Origin of the sequence: Stieleria sp. JC731 (genome assembly GCF_020966635.1) — a bacterium.
In the GTDB taxonomy this organism is placed as follows: Bacteria; Planctomycetota; Planctomycetia; order Pirellulales; family Pirellulaceae; genus Stieleria.
This window is the reverse complement of sequence record NZ_JAJKFQ010000005.1, coordinates 838373-858145: the sequence shown is the minus strand read 5'-3', so window position 1 is coordinate 858145 and position 19773 is coordinate 838373. Positions and strand designations below refer to the sequence as shown.

Below are 19773 nucleotides of genomic sequence, written 5' to 3'. Positions count from 1 at the left end.
GTTACCCAACCTGAAGTTCACATACTTCGCGACGTAGACCTACGATTTACTGAAGCAATTTGATCAGAATCACGTAGCGATCCGACAAGGCGACCCAACGAAATCCGGTTTTGCAAATCCCAATGACACATCAATACAAAAAACTTCCATTCTCGTCGATCCTGATGACGCCATAAGGCGATCACTCGATTCGGCTCCGACCTCCACGCAATTTTACCGATGACACGATGCGCTATGGATCCCCACGACCCATCGCTGCCCGAGTGAACGGTTTCACGCTCTATTGCAGATACAAAGACGCGACACAATGAACGAATTCTGGATCATCAACGAGAATGAAGATGTCACCGCGAGATTACGAAACGAGCTTGTCGAAGCTGGGGTGGCGCACCACGAGGGACGGGAAGTCGAACTAGCCTGGATTTCCAAAGAGATGGAAAACATGCTGGTCCCGGGCTGCGTTTGCTTCCTGGCACTGCGATCGATTGACAAGGAAGTTCTAGATACGATCAGCCGATTTCATGAACAAGGCTCGGCGAAAGTCGTCGTCTTGGTGCAGGCAATCGAGTCTGACGTGGCGTTGAATCTATTCCGAGCCGGAGCTTCAGACGTGTTAACGCTCACGGAAAGCTTTCGCACGGACTTTATCAAGCTTCTTTCCAGACTTCATGCGTCGACGGTCGGCACTGGAAAAGTCGGAAAGATCATTTCGGTCCTACCGACAAACAGCAACTATGACTCCTGCCTGCTGTCGGTCAACCTTGCCGCAGCGTTTGCGAAAGCTGCCGGAAAATGCGCATTGATCGACCTCCACATCCAGGGTGGAGACCTCGGCACGATGTTGAACATGAGCCCAACACACAATCTGCGTGACTTGCTGACGCAAAGGATGGGCCTAGATGATTCGATGATCGATCAAGTGGTGGCGAACCATAGTTGTGGGATCGCGCTGATCGCGGGCCCTCCGATGTTTTCCGACCGAAGAGACCTTGACCTCAATCTCTGCAGTCGGATCATCGAATACACAACGCTGTCACGCCCCTACACGCTTGTGCATATCGACTCCCCGATGTACAGCGAACAGATGCGTGCTTTGGTTGCTAGCGAGTTCATCTTTGTCACATGTCGGCTGGATATGTCATCAGTCGTCCGCACCAAAGAAATACTCAAGTACCTGGCCAGCAATGGCGTCAACCCAGACGCGATAAGAGTCGTCTTCTTTGTCAGCGAAAGTGAAAGTGAACTCCCACAAGCGAGTGTCAAGAAAGTTCTCCAAATTCAAGAACTGCTGCCGGTGCTGATTGAACCATCAAACTTCACCGCATCGATCAATCTGGGCGAGCCAATTGTCTTAAATAACCCCGGTTGCAAGTCGGCGCAAGGTTTCCTGAAGGTCGCCCAGTGTGTTACCGGGATCAAAGGCACCGGCAATAAAACAGACAAGAACGCGTCGCCGGCCAAACAACCTTCGCTGCTTAATCGACTCGGCAGTGTGATTCGACCGTTCCCCGGGGCGTCGAGCCAGTCCGCAAAATAGCAACCGTTTAAACTAGGGGGTACTTCCTTTGGATAATCAAGTGACAGCCGCTAACAACCCGTCGCATGAAATCTGGTTTCAGAACCTAAAGGCTGAAATCCACGAACGGCTCATTGCAGAACTGGACCTTGAAGCGTCACGTTCAGTCGACGAGTCCGTCATGCGCCAAGAATTAAGGATTGGTGTCGAACGGCTTTGTGATAAGCACTCTGACCTGCTATCAAGCGTCGACCGTCTTCGCCTTATCGAAGAGCTTTTAAATGAGACCTTGGGCCTGGGGCCTCTCGAGCCTCTGATGAACGACCCTTCGGTGTCTGACATTTTGATCAATGGGCCGACCAATATCTATGTCGAACGCAAAGGGGTACTCGAACGAACCTCTGTTCGATTCCGAGACAACGATCACTTGATTGATATCGTTCAACGAATCTCCGGCCGCGTCGGCAGACGCATCGACGAGTCGTCTCCGATGGTCGATGCCCGGTTACCCGACGGCAGCCGACTGAACGCCGTCATCCACCCCTTGGCTCTGGATGGTGCCTTGGTTTCCATCCGCCGTTTTGCCACCAACGTTCTGGATATCAAGGACTTGATCGTCCGCCAAACGGCAACCTCGGACATGCTGTCGTTCTTATCAGCATGCGTAAAAGCCAAGCTGAACATCTTGGTCTCCGGAGGCACTGGCGGCGGTAAAACAACTCTTTTGAATCTACTTTCTGGCTTTATCGAAAAGACGGAACGAATCGCAACGATCGAGGATGCGGCAGAACTGCGTCTTCAACAACCGCACGTTGCCCGAATGGAAACCCGAACTGCCAACATCGACGGGAAAGGCGCGATCACCTCAGGTGACTTATTGAAAAACGCTTTACGGATGCGTCCCGACCGAATCATCGTCGGGGAATGCCGTGGCGCAGAGGCATTCGACATGCTGCAAGCGATGAACACCGGACACGACGGAAGCATGTCGACCATCCACGCCAACAATACACGTGAAGCGCTCAGCCGCCTTGAAATGCTTGTCGGGATGGCGGCCCCAGAGCTTCCGATGTGGTTCATTCACCGACAGATCGCCTCCGCAATCAACATTGTGGTCCAAGTGGAACGCATGACAGGTGGTCACCGAAAGATTGTGCAGATCTCAGAAGTCACAGGCGTTCACGGCGAACTGATCAGCATGCACGACATCTTCGAATTTCGTCGCACAGGCATTGACAAGAACGGTCATGCCACAGGCGTGTTCGAAGCAACTGGCGTCGTACCGAACTGCATGACCCGGCTGCAAGAATCGGGTATTCGCCCACGTGATGTCCAGGTTGTCTAGGAGACATCAGCATGTTGCCAATTATCGTTTCAGCTTTCTCCTTTTGCGCCGTCGCTGGCGGCGTGATGTTGATTGGAACGTATTTCTCCCGCCACCGGTTGCGGGCGGAAATGCTCACCGAACGACGTCTTCGGGAACTCGACGGATCGACTGAACAAGCCAATATACTTTCCATCTTCAAACAGTCTTCGCTTCAGTCGGATGAGCAGCGCACGACTAAGAAGAGGATCCTTCAAGCGATAGATCGATTGATCGACAACAGCGAAATTGGATGCAGCATCAAAACCTTTTTATGGGGCAGCATCTTCCTAGGGCTGGCCGTCGGAGCGGGTCTATATTTCGTGATCAGCTGGGTTGCCATCCCGCTCGGATTGGCGTCTGTATTTGCACCGATGGCGTTGCTCATCATGATGCAGCGTTCACGCAATCGTAAACTCGTTGAGCAGTTGCCCGGCGTGTTCCAGTCGATCAGCCGCGCGGTAAGATCGGGAAAAACAGTCAACTCAGCGATGAGAAACATTGCCGACCGTTTCCCCAAACCGATCTGCAAGGAGTTCGCACTCTGCTGTGAACAACAAGATCGCGGCTTAACCAAAGAGCTTGCCTTTCGAAAGCTAGGAGAACGCAGCGGCGTCATGGACATGCAAATCTTTGTCGTCGCATTGCTTGTTCAGTCAAAGTCGGGTGGAGATTTACCAGACCTTCTGCAAAACCTTGCTTCGACGATGGAAAAGCGTGGCCGCCTTAAACAACGCGTGCGCACGCTAACCAGTGAAGGCCGTATGCAGGCGGTCGTGCTATTGATGCTTCCCGTCGCCGCGTTTGTCGCTCTCCAGTTCATCGCTCCGGATTATGTCGAAACCCTACTGACCAAAAAAGAGCTGTTGTTCATGACCGCTGGGCTTCAATGCCTGGGATTCTTCTGGATCTACCGTATCATCAACTTTCGGTTTTAAAAACATGGAGACATTGCTTTCACTCCAAGTCGCTACCGTGCTTGGGGTCTTTGGCTTTACCGCGTTGGTCGCCTACGTGCTACTGAGTCAGTTCACAGCTTACGGCGCGACGGTTCACAAACGCATGGAATCGCTTTACGCCGGTCAGTCACAGACGAGCACTAAAAGGAGCCAATGGGTCGACACGAAGAAGCTTGGCGAACTGCTAGTCAAGCTATCTCGTTTCGCTTCATTTTCAAACCTGTCTCAAGTGTCATCGCTGCGTCGCAGACTTGCGACAGCGGGGGTTCGAGGGAAAAACGCCGTCCATGTTCTTCTAGCCACCCGTGGAATATTGATGATCGTCCCCGCGATCGTGGCGACGATCCTCTGGCAATTCGGGTGGGGATCAGGCCTTGAAGTGCTCTACATTGCGCTGACGGGAATTGCCGCCGGCTGGCTAGCGCCAATCTTTTGGCTTAACCGAACGACAGTTCGATATCGCCAAACCCTCAAGGCATCTCTACCTGATTTCCTTGATTTGGTCGTCGTCTGCCTCGATGCAGGCCTAAGTTTACAAGACAGCCTTCGCCGTGTCGCAGGAGAACTTCGCGCCGCACACCGTGAACTTGCATTAGAGATGTCAAACGTCCAGCGAGATATTGAGCTGGGGTCATCTCTCGACATGGCGATGAAACGACTGGCGGAACGCACGGGTTACGAACCCATCCAAATCTTGAGCACCCTGATTACCGAAGGGCATCGCAATGGCTCAAACATCGCCGATGCACTACGCAGCCATTCCGATACTTTACGCTACCAACGCGAACAAGCCGCAGAAGAAAACGCCCAACGTGCGTCGGTCAAAATCATGTTGCCGATGATGGTCTGTATTTTCCCCGCGACGTTTATCGTCTTGGTGGGACCAGCCGCGATCAAAATTTACGAAGCATTTTCCGGCAACAACTGATTGACTGTTTCGATACAACAACAACGGACTGCAGGTCGTGTGTCATCCCTGACGGACGAGTGCCAGCCTGTCGATTTTCTACTGTCGCCTTCCACTGGATAAAAGGATCATCCATTCGCGCTAAGGTTACGCAGTTCAGGCGACGTTGTAAAAGCCGCAATTCAGAATCAACACGTCATTACACCATGATTTGGCCTCTCATGATTGCACGCCATCCTCGTCGAACTGCTGTAGCTGCGGTCGAATTCGCAATCTTAGCTCCGATCTTGCTCCTATTCGCATTTGCATGCGTCGATTTCGGACGGGCGTTAGGGATTCGCAGCATTGTCTGCAATGCCGCCAGAAGCGGTGCCACATATGGCGCAAGCCATCAATTCACTGAGTTCAGCCGTGGCTCCTGGGAACAACAAGTGCAAGCAGCGATTGCTGATGAATTTGCATCGTTACCTCCCATCGAAACTGGTCCTATCGAATCGAACCTAACGGTCAACGAAGTCAGCTCAGGATTTCATTACGTTCGCATTGATGTCGGGTACCTGTTCACACCAATCGTGGCATGGCCCGGAATCCCGTCGGAAGTCAACATTCGGCATCATGTGGAATTCAAACAATTTCGGTAGAACGCATGGCATCATCTGAAATCGATCTCTCCCGACTCAGCTTCAGCCGCCAACAGGATTGCATTTCACCCCGAACAAGACACATTGCTCGATTGGGCCTTAGCGCTGTTGAAACCGCCATCACGTTGCCAGTTGCAATGCTAATCATTTTCGCATTGCTTGACTTCGGTCTGGTATCGGTTCAGCAAAACTCACTGGACTATTCGGCACGAATTCTTTGTCGTGAAGCAACAATGCACGGAGCCGATGCAGACTCCGTCCAAGACCAATGGGGCCCAGTCGCCATCTCGACCAACGCCGGCAGTGGTGCCCCGGAAGTGCAATCGATCCTGGCCACTCTACCGACCATGAATACCGAAGACGTTTCCGTGACGATCAATTGGGCGTCAGGTGAAAACAATCCAGGTGATTCAGTCTCTGTCACTTTAGAATTCACACACGACTCATTTCTAAGCGGTTGGCTCGAATGGACTCAATGGGATCTCCGCTCCGAGTGCGCTATGCCGATTGTTAACTAAGCGATTTAGAGTAAAGCTGCCAACCTACTTGATAGATACCGCGGATCCGAAAAGGCCAGGCCCCTGCGGCAGTAGACCAGCATCACGCTAGATCAGCTTCAAAAAATTGTCACTCAGAGAAGATGCGATTCGGTGAAGGCCAACCGGTACGACACCCCATTGCGTCCGAAACACTCGCAAACAATCCACAGTCCGCGCAGCCGTCCGTTTCTAAACCACCTGTTCGTCGACTGTAGACCAGCGATGAGCGCAGCTGTCTTAGCGCCACTTGGCTTCCATCACGGCTACAGCGTTTTATGTTCAACATCTAGATCCACATATAAGCGGAGCATGCGAAATGAAACCCAGGCACAATAGATCAGGGAAAATCGCCGTGTTGGCGATGATCACGCTCCCGATGTTCGTCTCCATCGCCGCTCTCGTGTTCGACGGTGGTGTGGGAATGAGCGAACACCTAAATCTGCAGCATGCCGCCGACACCGCCTCAACAGCCGCCGCCGCCAGCCTGCATAGCGGGAACGATGCGACGGACGCTACAGATATCGCCCGCGAAATGGTCAGCAACGGACAAGGGATGAACGATGCGAATATCACCGTCAACATCCCACCGTCGTCGGGCAGGTACGCCGGAGAGAATGGATATGTCGAAGTCATTGCCGAACGTCAATACGATTCGATATTCAGCGGCTACATCGACGGTGCATTGCAGAGGGAAATGAAGGCAACGTCAGTTTCTGGGATTGTCTCGAATCCCAACGGAGCCGCCCTCGCGATACTTGACCCTGATCCGGCCGACATTTCATTTTCTAACGTTCAAAACCTGATCAGCAATATTGATCGCGTTGCGCTCGTCGAAGAAGCTGTCGACCAACTCGACACGTCGATTCTTCAAATCGGACCACTCAACATCCCATCCGTCCTGTCTGGACTGTTGGGGCTCTTAAAAAACACGCTGGGAGATACCGTTTCCGACTTGCTTGATACGGAACTGCTCGATCCCGTGTCTGCGATTTGCCCTCCACTGCTCACACTGACGGGCGGACTAGAAATCGAGGGCTTGGGACAACTAAGAGTCAATGGCGCGGTACATGTGAACAACAAAGGTGGGCGAGTTGACAGATATGGTCGCCCGGCAGGAAAAAGCGGACTTCCTCCCTACGGGATTTCTTGCATGCCACTGGTGTCAACAACACGACTGGCTGCAAAACACATTTATGTCGCCGGAGGAGTCGACTCGACATCGAACTACTGTCCGTACGACAGCGGTGGTCGCAACCCACTGAGGTGCAACCAACGGCAAGTCCCCGACCCATTCGGATCGCTAGTACCTCCCGCCTATAACCCTGCCACAAGCAAAGGAAACCGCGTCGTCGCGGCGCTTACTGGTAGCGGTGCGAACAACGTTGTGTCCGCATTGCTTTCGCAGATCTCTCCGCTACTGCAAACGTTGCTCTCACCAGTAACAGGGCTGCTCGAGGACCTACTCTGCGATGTCACCTTGGAACCCGGTGTCTACGATTCACTGACAATCGTCTCACTCGGTGGCTCAGTAAAGCTGAACGCTGGAATCTACGTCATCACCGACGTCAGCCCTATCACGCAGATGTCGCTCTGTATTCTTGGATCGGTCGAGGCCGACGGCGTTATGTTCTATATCGCCAAACCGCAGTCGTATATTCCGCTGCCGTCCAACCTTCAGCCCAGTGTTCTGATCGCTCCACTCATCCACACATGCACATTTCGCGGACTAAACAATGGCGTTTCGCCATACAAAGACTTGGTGCTGTACCAAGACCCAACCGACATCCGGCCGATGATCATTGAATCGCAAAATTTGATTGGCACCGGATCGTTTTCAGGAAGCATCTACAACAAAAGCGGCCATGTCACTTGGGTTGCTGGTGGTGGAACCTATGACATGAAAGCGGCCGCCGGAACGATGCGCGTCGTGACCGTCACCAACTCGGAACTCGCGCCCTCCGAACCATTCCCTGCGGCCACCAGCGTGATGTTGCTAGAGTAATATCGGGACGCCGGTTCATTTGGTTCATTTCGCTGTTCCGCCGAGATTGTCCCCCCTGCAGCGACATGAGGTTGCTGCACACCAGCGTCAAACACGTGTCTAGTTAGAAGGTCTTTCCAAGCCCGACGAGAAAAGAACGCTACCTTCACGGAGCGAAGGGCAACACTGGAAAGCGACAAGCTGACAAACGTCGAACTCCGACCACGAACTTCATTCGCTTGACAACTCCGACGACTTGATACCGGTCGCCCGGCGGCTACGGAGCTCCCAGTTGCGCTGTGAAGCCGCTAAACCGTCAGGCGACTTCGAAGATCTTGGATAACGTCTAACTTTTCACGGGACCCGTTCGAGCTTCGTGCCACCGCGACTTGTTCCAATTCCGCCGCAGGGTCGGTAAAGCAATGGTAGCCGACCGTTCCCGCTGCACCTCGCAGCCAATGTGCGATCCGCCCCAGTTCGTCAAAGTCACTTTGGTCCCAAGCTTTCTCTAACAATCCCATTTTGCTTTCGAACGTCTGTAGAAACTGCTCAACAATATCCCTAAACACTGGGTCATTAGTCGGCAATTCTGACTTAATCAATGAAGGACGTTTCGGTTTCCCTGCATCAACGTTCCGATACTTTGACAATTCCGAATACAAGGAATTGCAATCGATTGGCTTTGAAAGGTAGCCGCTGCATCCGATTTTGAGACACTTATCACGGTCTCCTGACATTGCGTTCGCGGTCAATGCCACGATCGGAATGGTAAACCCAGATTTCCGAATTTTCGAGGTGGCCGCGTAACCGTCCAGGACAGGCATTTGCATGTCCATCAAGATCACGTCAAAAGCAGCGTGCGATACCATGTCGACTGCCACCTGGCCGTTCTCCGCCAACCAAACCTTTGCCCCTGCTCGTTCTAGCAACAGACGAATTAGTTTTCGATTCGTGTCACCATCATCGACGACCAATACGCTCAAACCGTTAAGATCATCGAACGTTGCTGTGTGCTCTTGAACATCAGACGTTGCCAGGTTTCGATCGACGGCTCCTAAGTTACATTCGCCCCCGGTCGCGATTCGTGCGGTGAAGGTACTCCCTCGCCCGACGACACTTGCAACCGAAAGATTACCGCCCAAGGCGTGCGCGATCTTCTTGCTGATGGACAGTCCCAACCCGGTGCCTCCATATTTGCGGGTCACGGTATCATCCGCTTGAACGAACGGCTCAAAAATCGTCTCCAGCTTATCTTCGGGGATGCCAGTACCGGTATCTCGAATCTCCACAACCAATTGGTCGTTGGCGGCGGTGTCAATGTACGCCACCACGACAACTGCCCCTTGATCTGTAAACTTGATCGCATTTCCAATCACGTTCAACAACATTTGCTTGAACCGATAAGGGTCAGAATTAATGGCGTTCGGAATCGCCCCCTCCCATCGGTAGTCCAGCCCGATGCCTTTTTCGGTCGCCGTGACTCGAAGAATTGAAATCGTATCCGAGATGATTTGATGTGGCGAACATGGGATCAACTCGACGCACATCTTCTCCGCTTCGATTTTGGAGATATCCAATACGTCATTGATCAAAGTCAGCAGGTGCTGGCCACTACGCCGAACCGTTCCTAGATGCTCGTCCACTTCCGCAGGACTCGCGTGCTGCCAGTCACGCAACAACACTTCTGTGAATCCAAGAATTCCGTTTAGCGGAGTCCTTATTTCGTGACTCATGTTGGCAAGAAAGCGGCTTTTTGCGTGATTGGCAGATTCCGCGGCCTCGATCGCCCTCTCAAGCTGTTCAGAGCGCCGTTTCCGCTCGGTGATGTCTGTCTGTGTCGCGATAAAGTATGTCAACTCACCAGCCTTATCGAAAACCGGATCGATTTCCAGGTTTATCCAATAGGGCCTTTTTCGTTTTGTGTAGTTAAGGATCTCAACACTGACACTTTCCATCCGTCGGAGTTTGTCACGTATCAATGATTTGGTTTCAGACTCGGTCTCAGGCCCCTGCAACAACTCACCTGGAAATGCCCCGATAGCCTCCTCGGCCGTGTACTCAGTCAGGTTTGTAAACCCTTCATTGACCCACTGAATTGCGCCATCAGGTCCGGCAATGATGACCGAATGCCTTGTTTTGCTGGCTACCAATGAAAGCTTGGCAATTTGCTCCTGAGCGGCCCGTTCTGCCGTAATGTCTTGCGCCGCCGCAATTAAGTGCAACGGCGTTCCCTGATCATCCCGAATCAGGGATAGCGTCAAACGCACCCAGACATCATGTCCGGCTTTATGGATATAGCGTTTGTCAAATTCACAACTCGATGATTCACCGGATGAGAGCTTCTTTAAAACTTCGGCATGAATGGCGATATCATCGGGATGCGTGATTTCTTGGAAACGCTTTGTGAACAGCTCATCTCGTGCGTATCCCGTGATCTGGCAGTATTTGTCATTGATTCGCAAATACCCGCCGTCCAGTGACTTGAACGCCATCCCCAAAGCGGACTGCTCAAACCCGCCACGAAATCGTTGCTCGCTTTCTTCGGCTAGTTCCAATGCCTGGTCTAGCTGCACCTTTCGAAGTGCTGATTGACTCATTTCGCTGACACTCTGCCGAACGATAGTCAACAAGAACAACAATTCGAACAATACCCAACCGGCATGCTCCAACCATCGCCATTGAGACGCTGTCGCAATCCCGAAGACGGATTCAGGCCACCACACACCGCGCGCCCAATGGTCCAAAGCGACGATCGACGTTGCCGTTAGCAACGCGGTGGGATCTCGATAAGCAGCCAAAAAGGCCAACGATCCGAACACATGGAAGTGCGTTTCGATCCTTCCACCACTTAGGTGTATCAGCAGCGTAGAAAACAAAGCTTGGCTGCAGGTAATCACCATGCGGGTCAGCTTCGTTCCGGGATGGTACACGGCCAAGAAAATTGGAAATAGTGCAAGTGCCCCACCACCGAATACAGCCATCAACAAGTGCGGGTGTGGCGAACTGTTTGCACCGTCCCAAGTCAGCCGCGAAGTGAACGCGGCAATTGCGAACGCGCCCAACCATTGAAGCAGCATTAAAACTGCAAACATCCGGTCCGTACGGACGTGGATGGAATGAAAATGGTTTCGCAAAGTCGATTCAACGGCTGACAGTTCACGGTGATCGCTATCGCCGCTACTAGACAAAAATCGCATGGGATCGATGAAAGTTAAAGGAGAGTTTTGATTGGTCATAGATCGTTCCCTAACGGTCTGCCGTCGCCGTGGAATCGACACATAATCCGCAACCAAATACAGGTGGGCTTTGCTCCAACGTTCTTGCCGGGCGTTCTATTAAAGAGACTAGCTGGTCACCTCCTACACTCGGGCCTTCGTGTCCTCGTGAAACCGTCACGCCGCCAACGAAGATTCTTTCTCCTTGGGGACGATACAGCATCACGGTTCCGCTAACTTTCGCGTCGAATCGAGCCGTCTCCTTTCCACCTTGGTCAAGTATCAGCCGACTGTTAGGAAGCTGCGACGCTTGACGCAAAATGTCGGTCTGCCCCCAATTGTCACCGGACTCCTTCGGGACCGAGGCGATAACGACGACTGATGGAAGATCTGCGTTCTCACCCAGGTCATCAAAGACTCGTTTCAACTCATGAATACTCGCTTTCGTGCATGGGCATTTCGGGTGAACGAAAAAAAGCATCGTCAGTTGACCTGATGCCAACGGTATCTCGGTATCACTTGGCCACTGAAGTTCTGTCTTAATCGGCCCCGCGGCAGCAGTTTGAAACTGATATCGAGCAATACAGATCCATCCCACGACGACGATGCCCGCCCAAAACAATGCCAAATAGCGGAATCGTGATTCCTTGAGGCAATCAGCAGAATTCATCGGGGGCCGTTGGTCTGTGTCTATGTAGATTCAAATGTCGAGTTTGAAAACATAGTTCAGCCATAGACGCACACCCGAATGACTCGGTCCGCCTGTGTCCCTTTCCCCACTGATGTATTGGTTGTCCGGATAAGTTCAGTTGACAGCAAGAGACACAGCAGGGCTCCCCCGAACGATAGATTCCCCACAAAGGCGAAGCCGAACAGTGTTTCGCCAAACGAGTCCTACATCTCCCTGAGAGATTCATCCCCGACGAATTTCAGCCGTTAACGTACAGCACCTTAAGCAAGAGTCGCGATCTCCGAGAAATCGCCGCGACCACAGCCCTCCGAACATTTTCGCGATCTCGCCAAGAACTTACCCTTCAGCGGCGTTTGCTTCCGACTTCGCGCTCAGTTGATCGACCAACTGACCAAGGTCCTCAATCTTACTCTCGAACATTTTCGTCAGGCGATGCTTTTCGCTCAGCGCTTGTGCAAGCTGCAGCACCTCGACGTTGTCAAAAGGTTTCTTCAGGATCAGCAAATTGTCGCGGACCCCGAAATCCCTAAGCACGTCCGTCCACTGCCGATCCGAATATGCCGAGCAAATAACCACCTGAAGACTCGGATCCGCCTCCCACAGATGCTGGATTGTCTCCATACCATCCCATCCTGGAGGCATACGCATATCAACAAACGCAACGGTGAATGGATTCCCTTCCGCGATTGCCGCATTGAGTTTCTCGAGTGCCTCTTGCCCTTGGTAAGCATCCTCGATCTCGAAACTCAACTGCTCTTCGGTCGTCTCGCTCTCCCCGAACAACTGCGCTTTTAAGTCGCTAAGATCCGTCGCCTCCGGCTGATGAAGAATCTTCTTGAAATCCTCGTGGATCGCGGGGTTGTCATCAACGACAAGAATTCGTCGCGCTTCAGTAGACGCCGAGTTGCTCATATTAATGTGTTTTCTAGTTTGAGTACCTTCTTGGCATTGAGCACACTGCCTTTCCCAACCGAGGAAAAGCCCTGTAGTCAAATTCAATTTAGGTCAATGCGAACCGACTTGGCTGCAGACGTCGGAACTCGGACGTCAAATCCCATACTGAAGCGAGATATCGACTTCACTGACGATCAGCTTTGGATGTCCGTCAAGGATTCGGGTATCGGCATCGAGGAACACAATCTAACGAAAGAGTTTCATCGCGGATTCACAACGAAAGACGATGGCCACGGCTCCGGCCTCACTCTTGCTTTGCCATTGGCCTATAGGCAATGAATTGGTCGTGCACGTGCGCCTCGACGACATGCGCAGCCAGACGCTAGTTGGTGAAACGGACTGGGCTGTAACCGGACCATGGATGAAAACCCGAGCTGCTAGGATCTGCTTTTAGCTATTGCCAAGCAGAACGTCACCATACCGTTGACTGAAATACTGCGCATCTACTCGACAGCCGTCTTCACAATTATTCAACCCGCCAGCGAATGACGGTGCTGGCTAGCGGCCGCAAATTGCAGCAACCCTCAATCGTGATTGCTCCCCGACAGAAGTAACGTTTCCCGTCAAGCACAGCAAAAGTGAATGCCCGCTGATTCATTTTGAAATAGGGAAGTGGTAGCTGGAACACCTCCACTCGTCTTCTCGCAATCGTCTTTAAAAAACACTGCTGGCTGTCGCCCCGTTTGCCTTCATGGTGGGTTGTCGGCCAACGCTTGACCTCTGGCACCGATTGTAGGATCCGGGCATGGATGTGACTGATTCCCGCTAACCGTAACAAATAGGAAAGCCCCATCTCTCGTAAGGTAGGTGATGGTGAAATCACTTATGAACCCTGTCGCGACCGTTGTCATTTTGCTCGCGATGCTCAGTTCGATTCATGCACAAGACGATCTATCACCGCCGCTTTACTTCGGAACCTCGACAGCGCTCAGTGGTCCGTCGGGTGCCCTCGGCCAAGACATGCGTCTTGGAATCGAGGCAGCCTTTGACGAGTGCAACACCGCCGGTGGTATCAACGGACGGAAACTACGCCTGGTCGTGCTTGATGACGGATACGAACCGACCCGAACCGTCCCGAACATGACAACGCTAATTGAAAAAGTCGGCGTCTTAGGGGTTATCGGCAACGTGGGAACGCCGACCGCAATCGCCGCCATCCCGATTGCGACTGAAAACAAGGTGCCGTTCATCGCGGCATACACCGGCGCGGGCGTGCTGCGGAAATCACCACCAGATCGTTATGTGATCAACTACAGAGCTAGCTATGCGCAAGAGACGCAGGCCATGGTCGACGCCCTGATCCACTATGCAGGATGCAAGCCAAATGAAATTGCATTCTTCACCCAGCGCGATGGATACGGTGACGCAGGCTTTATTGGCGGCATCGAAGCGTTACGTTCCCATGGCTACGACGAGGAACATAAGGTACCGCACGTACGCTACACGCGTAACACGCTGTCTGTCGAAAGCGCTCTGGCGGAACTAATGCTGCTGCCGACCCCGCCAAAGGCAGTCATCATGGCTGGCGCTTACGCACCATCGGCAAAATTTATCAAGCTTGCCAGATCAGTGAGTTTCAATGCAATCTTCCTCAATATCTCATCCGTCGGTTCCTACGCGTTCGCGCAGCAGTTGGGGACCGCAGGTGAGGGCGTGATCATCACCCAAGTTATGCCTCCGCCAGAGAGCAACCTTCCGATCGCGAAAGAATTTCGCGTCGCGTACGCGCAGATATCCAATGGTGCCCCTTTAACCTTCGGTGCTTTTGAAGGTTACGTTTCGACACGAATGCTCATCCTTGCACTCCAATCCTGTGACGAAAGATTCGACCGGGAATCCATCATCGAATCGCTGGAGCGTCTTGGCAACTTCGATCTAGGACTCAACAGCCAACTGTCGCTATCTCCACAGCGCCATCAAGCAAGTGACCACGTCTGGCCAACGGTCGTTCGCTCGGGCAAAGTCCAGCCGTTCAATTGGGAGGAGCTAAGTGCCTACTCAACAACAGACTGATTCCGAACCAAAACCGGAATCTGAAAACGCGAAAGTACCAGACAGTGCGGTTCGCAACTTAGCACTCTTCGGGTTGGTAGCCGCAACCGTCGTGTTCGGCGTTCTGTTCTGGTCGATGAGCCAGATACAGCAAGACCGCGCATTGCGAGACGACCTTGCAGAAGCCGTGAACGACTCTATCGTCGCGGCGAACAATTTGATTACGCAATCGGTCCACTACACGAACCCACTGCTGCAGAACGAGCAACCGAGCGGGGCGGCACCCAACTTGGATTGGACCGAACCGCCCCTGAACCCTGGGGTCCTCGGCGATTACATGACCGAGATGCAACAGACCGTTCAAGGGATGCAAACCGCGATAGGCCGATTGAGTCAGTTCAATCACGATTGTGCCGAATTTGCCGAGCGTTTGCGGGATGCCCAAAGCGACCGCGATCGCTGCCTGACCGCGACACGCGCGGCGATCGTCACACTTCGCACCAGCCTCAATGTTGATGTAGGAGAAGAGGCATTGCGACAAGCAATTTTGCTTCGCGAATTTCGACGGCTATCAGGAGACGAAAAACAGATTTCGGCGACCGAATACCTGCGCAATGTCAAGCCGGTGTATCAACTGGGAACCGAAACAGACGAAGTCGTCGAACTTGAATCCCTCTGCGATCGACTCTATGCGATCACTGAGCGAGAACTATTGATCGACATGAAAGACAATTATCTGGCAGGCTGCCTAGCCCGATTAGAACGCGAAGTCGTATCGAACGAGCATCCCGAAAAGGCTGAAATCCATCTTGGACTGCTCAAACGCATCGAGCATGAACTGCTGGGACGCAATTTCAAAAAGAACGTCACCTATCAAACGATCGACCCAGGCTCAGACGGACTATTCAATGCATGTGACAACTGGCTGAGACTACTCGATCAGCGACGAAAACTAGAAGACCGAAAGAATTCAACGATAGACGATTTTGCTTTGGCCCGAAATAAACTCGTCGCCGATATCGCGAAGTTTTCACGCGGATCGAGCGATGTTGCATCAAGGGCGATTCGCAATGCAATGCTGATCATCTTGTTCGTCGGAGCAGGTTTCGGACTAATCTTCTCTGGAATCGCGAGAAAAATTTCACAAACAATCCTGAATCAATTCAACGCATTGCAGGATCAGGCAACCCGACTGGAAACCGTATCGGAAGAGCTACGCTCTTCCGCACAGCACCTTTCGTTGCTTTCGTTGGTCGCCAAGTACACCGACAATGCCGTCGCAATCACCGATCCGGACGGGACAGTTCAATGGATCAACGAAGGTTTTGAACGAATGACGAGATACCGTTCCAAGGACATCGTCGGACACAACTGGTGTGAACGCTGGGAAAAATCGGATATCGATGACGAAGACTTCAAAACCATTCGCAAGGCTTTAGAAGATCAATGTGGAATCGACATGGTCTTGAAGGCGACCGGCCGATTCGACGAGCAGTACTGGATCGAATTGGAAATGCGCCCCATCCTGCACGATTGCGGTGGAGTTCGGATCATCTGGATCGAACGTGATGTCTCGGCAAAGGTCGAAGCCCAGAAAGAGGCGGAGTCCCTGAACGAAGAACTACGCACCGCTGAACGATATGCGGGAATGGCAGAGGTAGCAACCGGCGTGCTTCACAATGTCGGCAATGTGCTCAACAGCGTCAATGTGTCTGCGAATCTCCTGCGAGAGAGCATTGGAAATTCCGAACTTAAGTCGCTTACACAGATCGCCTCGCTTCTAAACGAACACAAAAACGATTTACCGACGTTCCTAAGCGACGAATCGAAAAGTGAGGCGGTCGTCAGCTTTGTTAACAAGGTCTCAGACCAACTGACCCACGATCAGGACGAACAGCTGGAAGAAATCTATCACCTGTTCGAAAGTATTGAGCACATCAAAGCGATTGTGACATCACAACAATCGTTCGCTCGGCTTGGAAGCGGATCTGAGTCACTTTCGCCAGAAGATCTAATCGAAAACGCAATCACGCTTCACAGCGCAAGCTTAAACCGGCACGGTGTCGAAGTCATAAAGTTATTCAAAGTTGCACCCGCCGTCCACGCATCTAAACACGATGTTTTACAGATCCTTGTCAACCTAATCAAAAATGCCCAGCAAGCCTGCAGCGAAGACGAGAAAGCCCCAAAGAACATTGAAATCGATGTCAAGCAAGAAAACGATATCGTCCATATCTCGGTGAAAGACTATGGCATGGGCATCTCCAAAGAGAACCTAACAAAGATTTTCCGACACGGATTTACCACCAAAGATGAAGGCCATGGGTTCGGCTTGCACTCCTGCGCGAACGCGGCGGCGAAGATGGGAGGTTCGCTCAAAGTTGAAAGTGATGGCGTTGGACAGGGAGCAAAGTTCACCCTTACGCTTCCCACAGCAGACTCAGTCGCAAGAGGAGATGTAGCAGTCCAGTCGGAGGAAATCGAGAAAGAAATGGTGTAGAAGCGGCAAGCGTTTCAGTCCATCGCTTCCACTGAAAATGCGTGTTCTTCGCTTTGGCAAACAAAACAAGGTGTTACCAACGTTGGCGGTTTGCTGTCGTGAAATTTAAGGTTTCCCGACTTCCCTTCCTCAATCATTTCCCACAAGCACCAAATTGAACTAAATCAAATTGCGTGGGGGGCGTCCGGGACAATCACGCACCTATTTGCCTTTTGCATTCCCGGAAATCGCTGGGGCAAACACTTGTCCGCAACATTCATTAAAGCAATGACTCCTGATAGCAGAGCAACTTTCGCAACCCACCACCATTGCTAGTTGAACTGCCAAATCCCAAGTGTTTCGATTGCGAAACAATGCATCGATACCAATTGCGCAATTCATTGCGATTTTTCGAAACTCTTTCTTCGTGCACTACACAGGTGCATCACATTTCGACCCTCAGAGGAACGGTAAATATGAACGGACTGGGGCAGCGGCTTATCGATTTCGTGCCGGGCAGCAAATCTCGAGCATATAACGAGACGCTCTCGAGACTGGAAGAGCTTTCGACATTGGTGAGCCGTGCAGTCGTAGGCGATTATCCAGAGAAACTTCCGGTCGGTAAAAACGAAGCAGAGAACCATCTTTACGATGAGCTTCAGTCAGCATTTTCACAACTGAGAAAATACGAAGCCGAACTCCGGCGATACAGAGTCGTCTACGACAGCATCCATGCGAATAAAGCAGTCATTGAGTTTGACCTAGACGGTACGATTCAGGATGCCAACGACAACTTCCTTCGTACGACGGGATATACGCTGCCCGAGATCAAAGGCCGTCACCACCGGATCTTCGCTGGTAGCGAGTATGCCGACTCACAGGAATATCGAGACTTCTGGGCAAGACTCGCAAGTGGGGAAGGCTTCTCCGGCGAATTCAAGCGATTTGCGAAAGGAGGCAGAGAAATATGGATCAACGCGACTTACCAGGCATTATTGGACGATCACGGAAAACCGTATCGAATTATCAAGATTGGATCAGACGTTACTGAGATCCTGAAAAAGCGTGATGCAGAACTTGGTCGCATGAGTGCGATGCTTGAAGCTTCGGCACCGATGGTGTTCGCCGATACGGATAAAATCATCCGTTATATGAATCCCGAAGCATTGTCAACTCTCGAACAGTTCGAAGAGTACCTACCTATAAAAGCGAAGGACATTGTTGGGCAATCGTTTGACATTTTTCATAGCACGCCCGCGAAGCAACGCAATCTGGTTTCGGATGCGGGCAACCTCCCTTTGAGAACGCGTATTCCGCTCGGTCCTGAAACGCTTGAGCTAAATGTAAAAGCAGTCTTCGGTGAAGACCAAGAACGACTCGGTTCGATGGTCACCTGGGAGTTGGTGACGGAAAAGCTGCGATTGGAGCGCGAGGTCAAGCAGAATGCAGAACGGCAAGAACGTGAGGCACAGGAGACCAACGAAAAGGTTGAATCCGTCTTGAAAGTCGTTAATCAAATTGCCGAAGGGCGATTCGATATCGATCTTCCAGACGTTGGAGATGATGCCATTGGCAAGGTCGCCAAAGCTCTAACGCGAGCGGTTGAATCCGTGCGTGATGCCATCGGCAACGTTCGCGAAGTCTCTTCGTTAGTCGCGGAAGCTTCAACCGAAATGACCAATGCGACGTCCGAAATCTCTCGCGGTGCCCAGGATCAAGCCTGCCGATTGGAAGAAACCGCGTCAAGCTTGGAAGAGATTACGCTGACGGTACAGCAGAACAGCGAAAGTGCTTTGACGGCTCGTTCACTCGCTGATTCGTCTCGGAACATCGCCTCCGAAGGAGGAAAGGTTGTTGGCGATGCGGTGCAAGCAATGCAGGAAATCAACGAGTCATCAAAACAGATCTCCGATATCATCACCACCATCGATGAAATTGCATTCCAAACGAACTTGCTGGCGCTCAATGCCGCCGTCGAAGCTGCCCGAGCTGGAGAGCAAGGTCGTGGCTTCGCAGTCGTCGCGTCCGAGGTCCGTAACCTGGCACAACGAAGCGCATCATCGGCGAAAGAGATTAAGTTGCTGATTCAAGATTCGACAAGCAAAGTCGAACGCGGAACAAAGCTGGTCTATAAATCGGGCGAAACGCTTGAGGAAATCGTCAGCTCCGTCAAGCAAGTGACGGACTTCGTCGCGGAGATCGCAACGGCATCAGTTGAACAGCTGACCGCAATCAAGCAGGTCAACGGCTCCGTCTCTAAGATGGACGAAGTCACGCAGGCCAATGCAAACCAAACAGAAGAACTTGCCGGCACATCTTCCTCGGTGCTCCAGCATGCCAATCACCTCTATGAACTGGTGCGAAAGTTTGAGCTAGGCAACCATGTCGCGAGCATAACGAAGTCGGCCGTGGTCAACTCTGTTTCCCGCCACACACCTGCCCCGAAAAGCAATGGAGCAACAAACGAAGAGAAAAAGCTGGTTGACGAATTCGACTGGGACATGGATTAACAGTCGGTAAACTGTGGTTTGGCTTC

The 19773-nt window shown here is 52.1% G+C and carries 14 protein-coding genes; 11 read left to right on the top strand and 3 right to left on the bottom strand.

All coding sequences use genetic code 11. The annotated features are described in order from the left end of the window. Positions 1-307: 307 nt before the first annotated feature. From LOC67_RS14165 to LOC67_RS14135, 7 genes are all read left to right on the top strand, one after another. Positions 308-1537 (top strand): CpaE family protein, encoded by a 1230-nt coding sequence (locus tag LOC67_RS14165; RefSeq protein ID WP_230263261.1) that lies wholly within the window; start codon positions 308-310, stop codon positions 1535-1537. A gap of 40 nt (positions 1538-1577) precedes the next feature. Then, positions 1578-2861 (top strand): CpaF family protein, encoded by a 1284-nt coding sequence (locus LOC67_RS14160; RefSeq protein ID WP_230263260.1) that lies wholly within the window; start codon positions 1578-1580, stop codon positions 2859-2861. A gap of 11 nt (positions 2862-2872) precedes the next feature. Continuing rightward, positions 2873-3817, top strand: a complete 945-nt coding sequence (locus LOC67_RS14155) for a type II secretion system F family protein (protein ID WP_230263259.1) — start codon at positions 2873-2875, stop codon at positions 3815-3817. A 4-nt stretch (positions 3818-3821) separates the two neighbouring features. Beyond that, a complete protein-coding gene (locus tag LOC67_RS14150; RefSeq protein WP_230263258.1) occupies positions 3822-4766 on the top strand; it encodes a type II secretion system F family protein in 945 nt (314 codons plus the stop codon). A gap of 200 nt (positions 4767-4966) precedes the next feature. Then, a complete protein-coding gene (locus LOC67_RS14145) occupies positions 4967-5386 on the top strand; it encodes a TadE/TadG family type IV pilus assembly protein (protein WP_230263257.1) in 420 nt (139 codons plus the stop codon). Continuing rightward, positions 5323-5904 carry a TadE/TadG family type IV pilus assembly protein gene (locus LOC67_RS14140; protein WP_315861058.1) on the top strand — a complete coding sequence of 194 codons (582 nt, stop codon included), beginning with the start codon at positions 5323-5325 and terminating at the stop codon, positions 5902-5904. Before LOC67_RS14145 ends, LOC67_RS14140 begins: the two co-directional genes overlap by 64 nt. Positions 5905-6241: 337 nt before the next feature. Continuing rightward, positions 6242-7927, top strand: a complete 1686-nt coding sequence (locus LOC67_RS14135) for a pilus assembly protein TadG-related protein (protein ID WP_230263255.1) — start codon at positions 6242-6244, stop codon at positions 7925-7927. A gap of 287 nt (positions 7928-8214) precedes the next feature. Here LOC67_RS14135 and LOC67_RS14130 read toward each other — a convergent pair whose 3' ends face one another. The 3 genes from LOC67_RS14130 to LOC67_RS14120 form a co-directional block, all read right to left on the bottom strand. After that, positions 8215-11103 (bottom strand): PAS domain S-box protein, encoded by a 2889-nt coding sequence (locus LOC67_RS14130; RefSeq protein WP_230263254.1) that lies wholly within the window; start codon positions 11101-11103, stop codon positions 8215-8217. 49 nt (positions 11104-11152) lie between these two features. Continuing rightward, the gene (locus LOC67_RS14125; protein WP_230263253.1) at positions 11153-11791 is read right to left on the bottom strand and encodes a hypothetical protein; all 639 of its coding nucleotides are present in this window, start codon (positions 11789-11791) and stop codon (positions 11153-11155) included. A gap of 357 nt (positions 11792-12148) precedes the next feature. Further along, the gene (locus LOC67_RS14120; protein ID WP_230263252.1) at positions 12149-12724 is read right to left on the bottom strand and encodes a response regulator transcription factor; all 576 of its coding nucleotides are present in this window, start codon (positions 12722-12724) and stop codon (positions 12149-12151) included. A 96-nt stretch (positions 12725-12820) separates the two neighbouring features. Between LOC67_RS14120 and LOC67_RS14115 the strand changes: the two genes are divergently transcribed. The 4 genes from LOC67_RS14115 (at position 12821) to LOC67_RS14100 (ending at position 19747) form a co-directional block, all read left to right on the top strand. Beyond that, complete coding sequence (locus tag LOC67_RS14115; RefSeq protein ID WP_230263251.1) at positions 12821-13045, top strand: ATP-binding protein; 225 nt, start codon at positions 12821-12823, stop codon at positions 13043-13045. A 546-nt stretch (positions 13046-13591) separates the two neighbouring features. Then, positions 13592-14779, top strand: a complete 1188-nt coding sequence (locus tag LOC67_RS14110) for an ABC transporter substrate-binding protein (RefSeq protein ID WP_230263250.1) — start codon at positions 13592-13594, stop codon at positions 14777-14779. Further along, on the top strand, positions 14757-17258 hold the full coding sequence (locus tag LOC67_RS27605) for an ATP-binding protein (protein WP_230263249.1): 2502 nt from the start codon (positions 14757-14759) through the stop codon (positions 17256-17258). The genes LOC67_RS14110 and LOC67_RS27605 overlap by 23 nt, the downstream gene beginning before the upstream one ends. Positions 17259-17812: 554 nt before the next feature. Further along, positions 17813-19747, top strand: coding sequence for a methyl-accepting chemotaxis protein (locus LOC67_RS14100; protein WP_230263248.1), 1935 nt, complete (start codon positions 17813-17815; stop codon positions 19745-19747). Positions 19748-19773: the final 26 nt, after the last annotated feature.

Coding starts and splice junctions, on each gene's coding strand:
- LOC67_RS14135 (WP_230263255.1), top strand. CDS start 6,242: ATGAAACCCAGGCACAATAGATCAGGGAAAATCGCCGTGTTGGCGATG.
- LOC67_RS14125 (WP_230263253.1), bottom strand. CDS start 11,791: ATGAATTCTGCTGATTGCCTCAAGGAATCACGATTCCGCTATTTGGCA.
- LOC67_RS14120 (WP_230263252.1), bottom strand. CDS start 12,724: ATGAGCAACTCGGCGTCTACTGAAGCGCGACGAATTCTTGTCGTTGAT.
- LOC67_RS14140 (WP_315861058.1), top strand. CDS start 5,323: ATGGCCCGGAATCCCGTCGGAAGTCAACATTCGGCATCATGTGGAATT.
- LOC67_RS14150 (WP_230263258.1), top strand. CDS start 3,822: ATGGAGACATTGCTTTCACTCCAAGTCGCTACCGTGCTTGGGGTCTTT.
- LOC67_RS14130 (WP_230263254.1), bottom strand. CDS start 11,103: ATGCGATTTTTGTCTAGTAGCGGCGATAGCGATCACCGTGAACTGTCA.
- LOC67_RS14115 (WP_230263251.1), top strand. CDS start 12,821: ATGCGAACCGACTTGGCTGCAGACGTCGGAACTCGGACGTCAAATCCC.
- LOC67_RS14165 (WP_230263261.1), top strand. CDS start 308: ATGAACGAATTCTGGATCATCAACGAGAATGAAGATGTCACCGCGAGA.
- LOC67_RS14155 (WP_230263259.1), top strand. CDS start 2,873: ATGTTGCCAATTATCGTTTCAGCTTTCTCCTTTTGCGCCGTCGCTGGC.
- LOC67_RS14110 (WP_230263250.1), top strand. CDS start 13,592: ATGAACCCTGTCGCGACCGTTGTCATTTTGCTCGCGATGCTCAGTTCG.
- LOC67_RS14145 (WP_230263257.1), top strand. CDS start 4,967: ATGATTGCACGCCATCCTCGTCGAACTGCTGTAGCTGCGGTCGAATTC.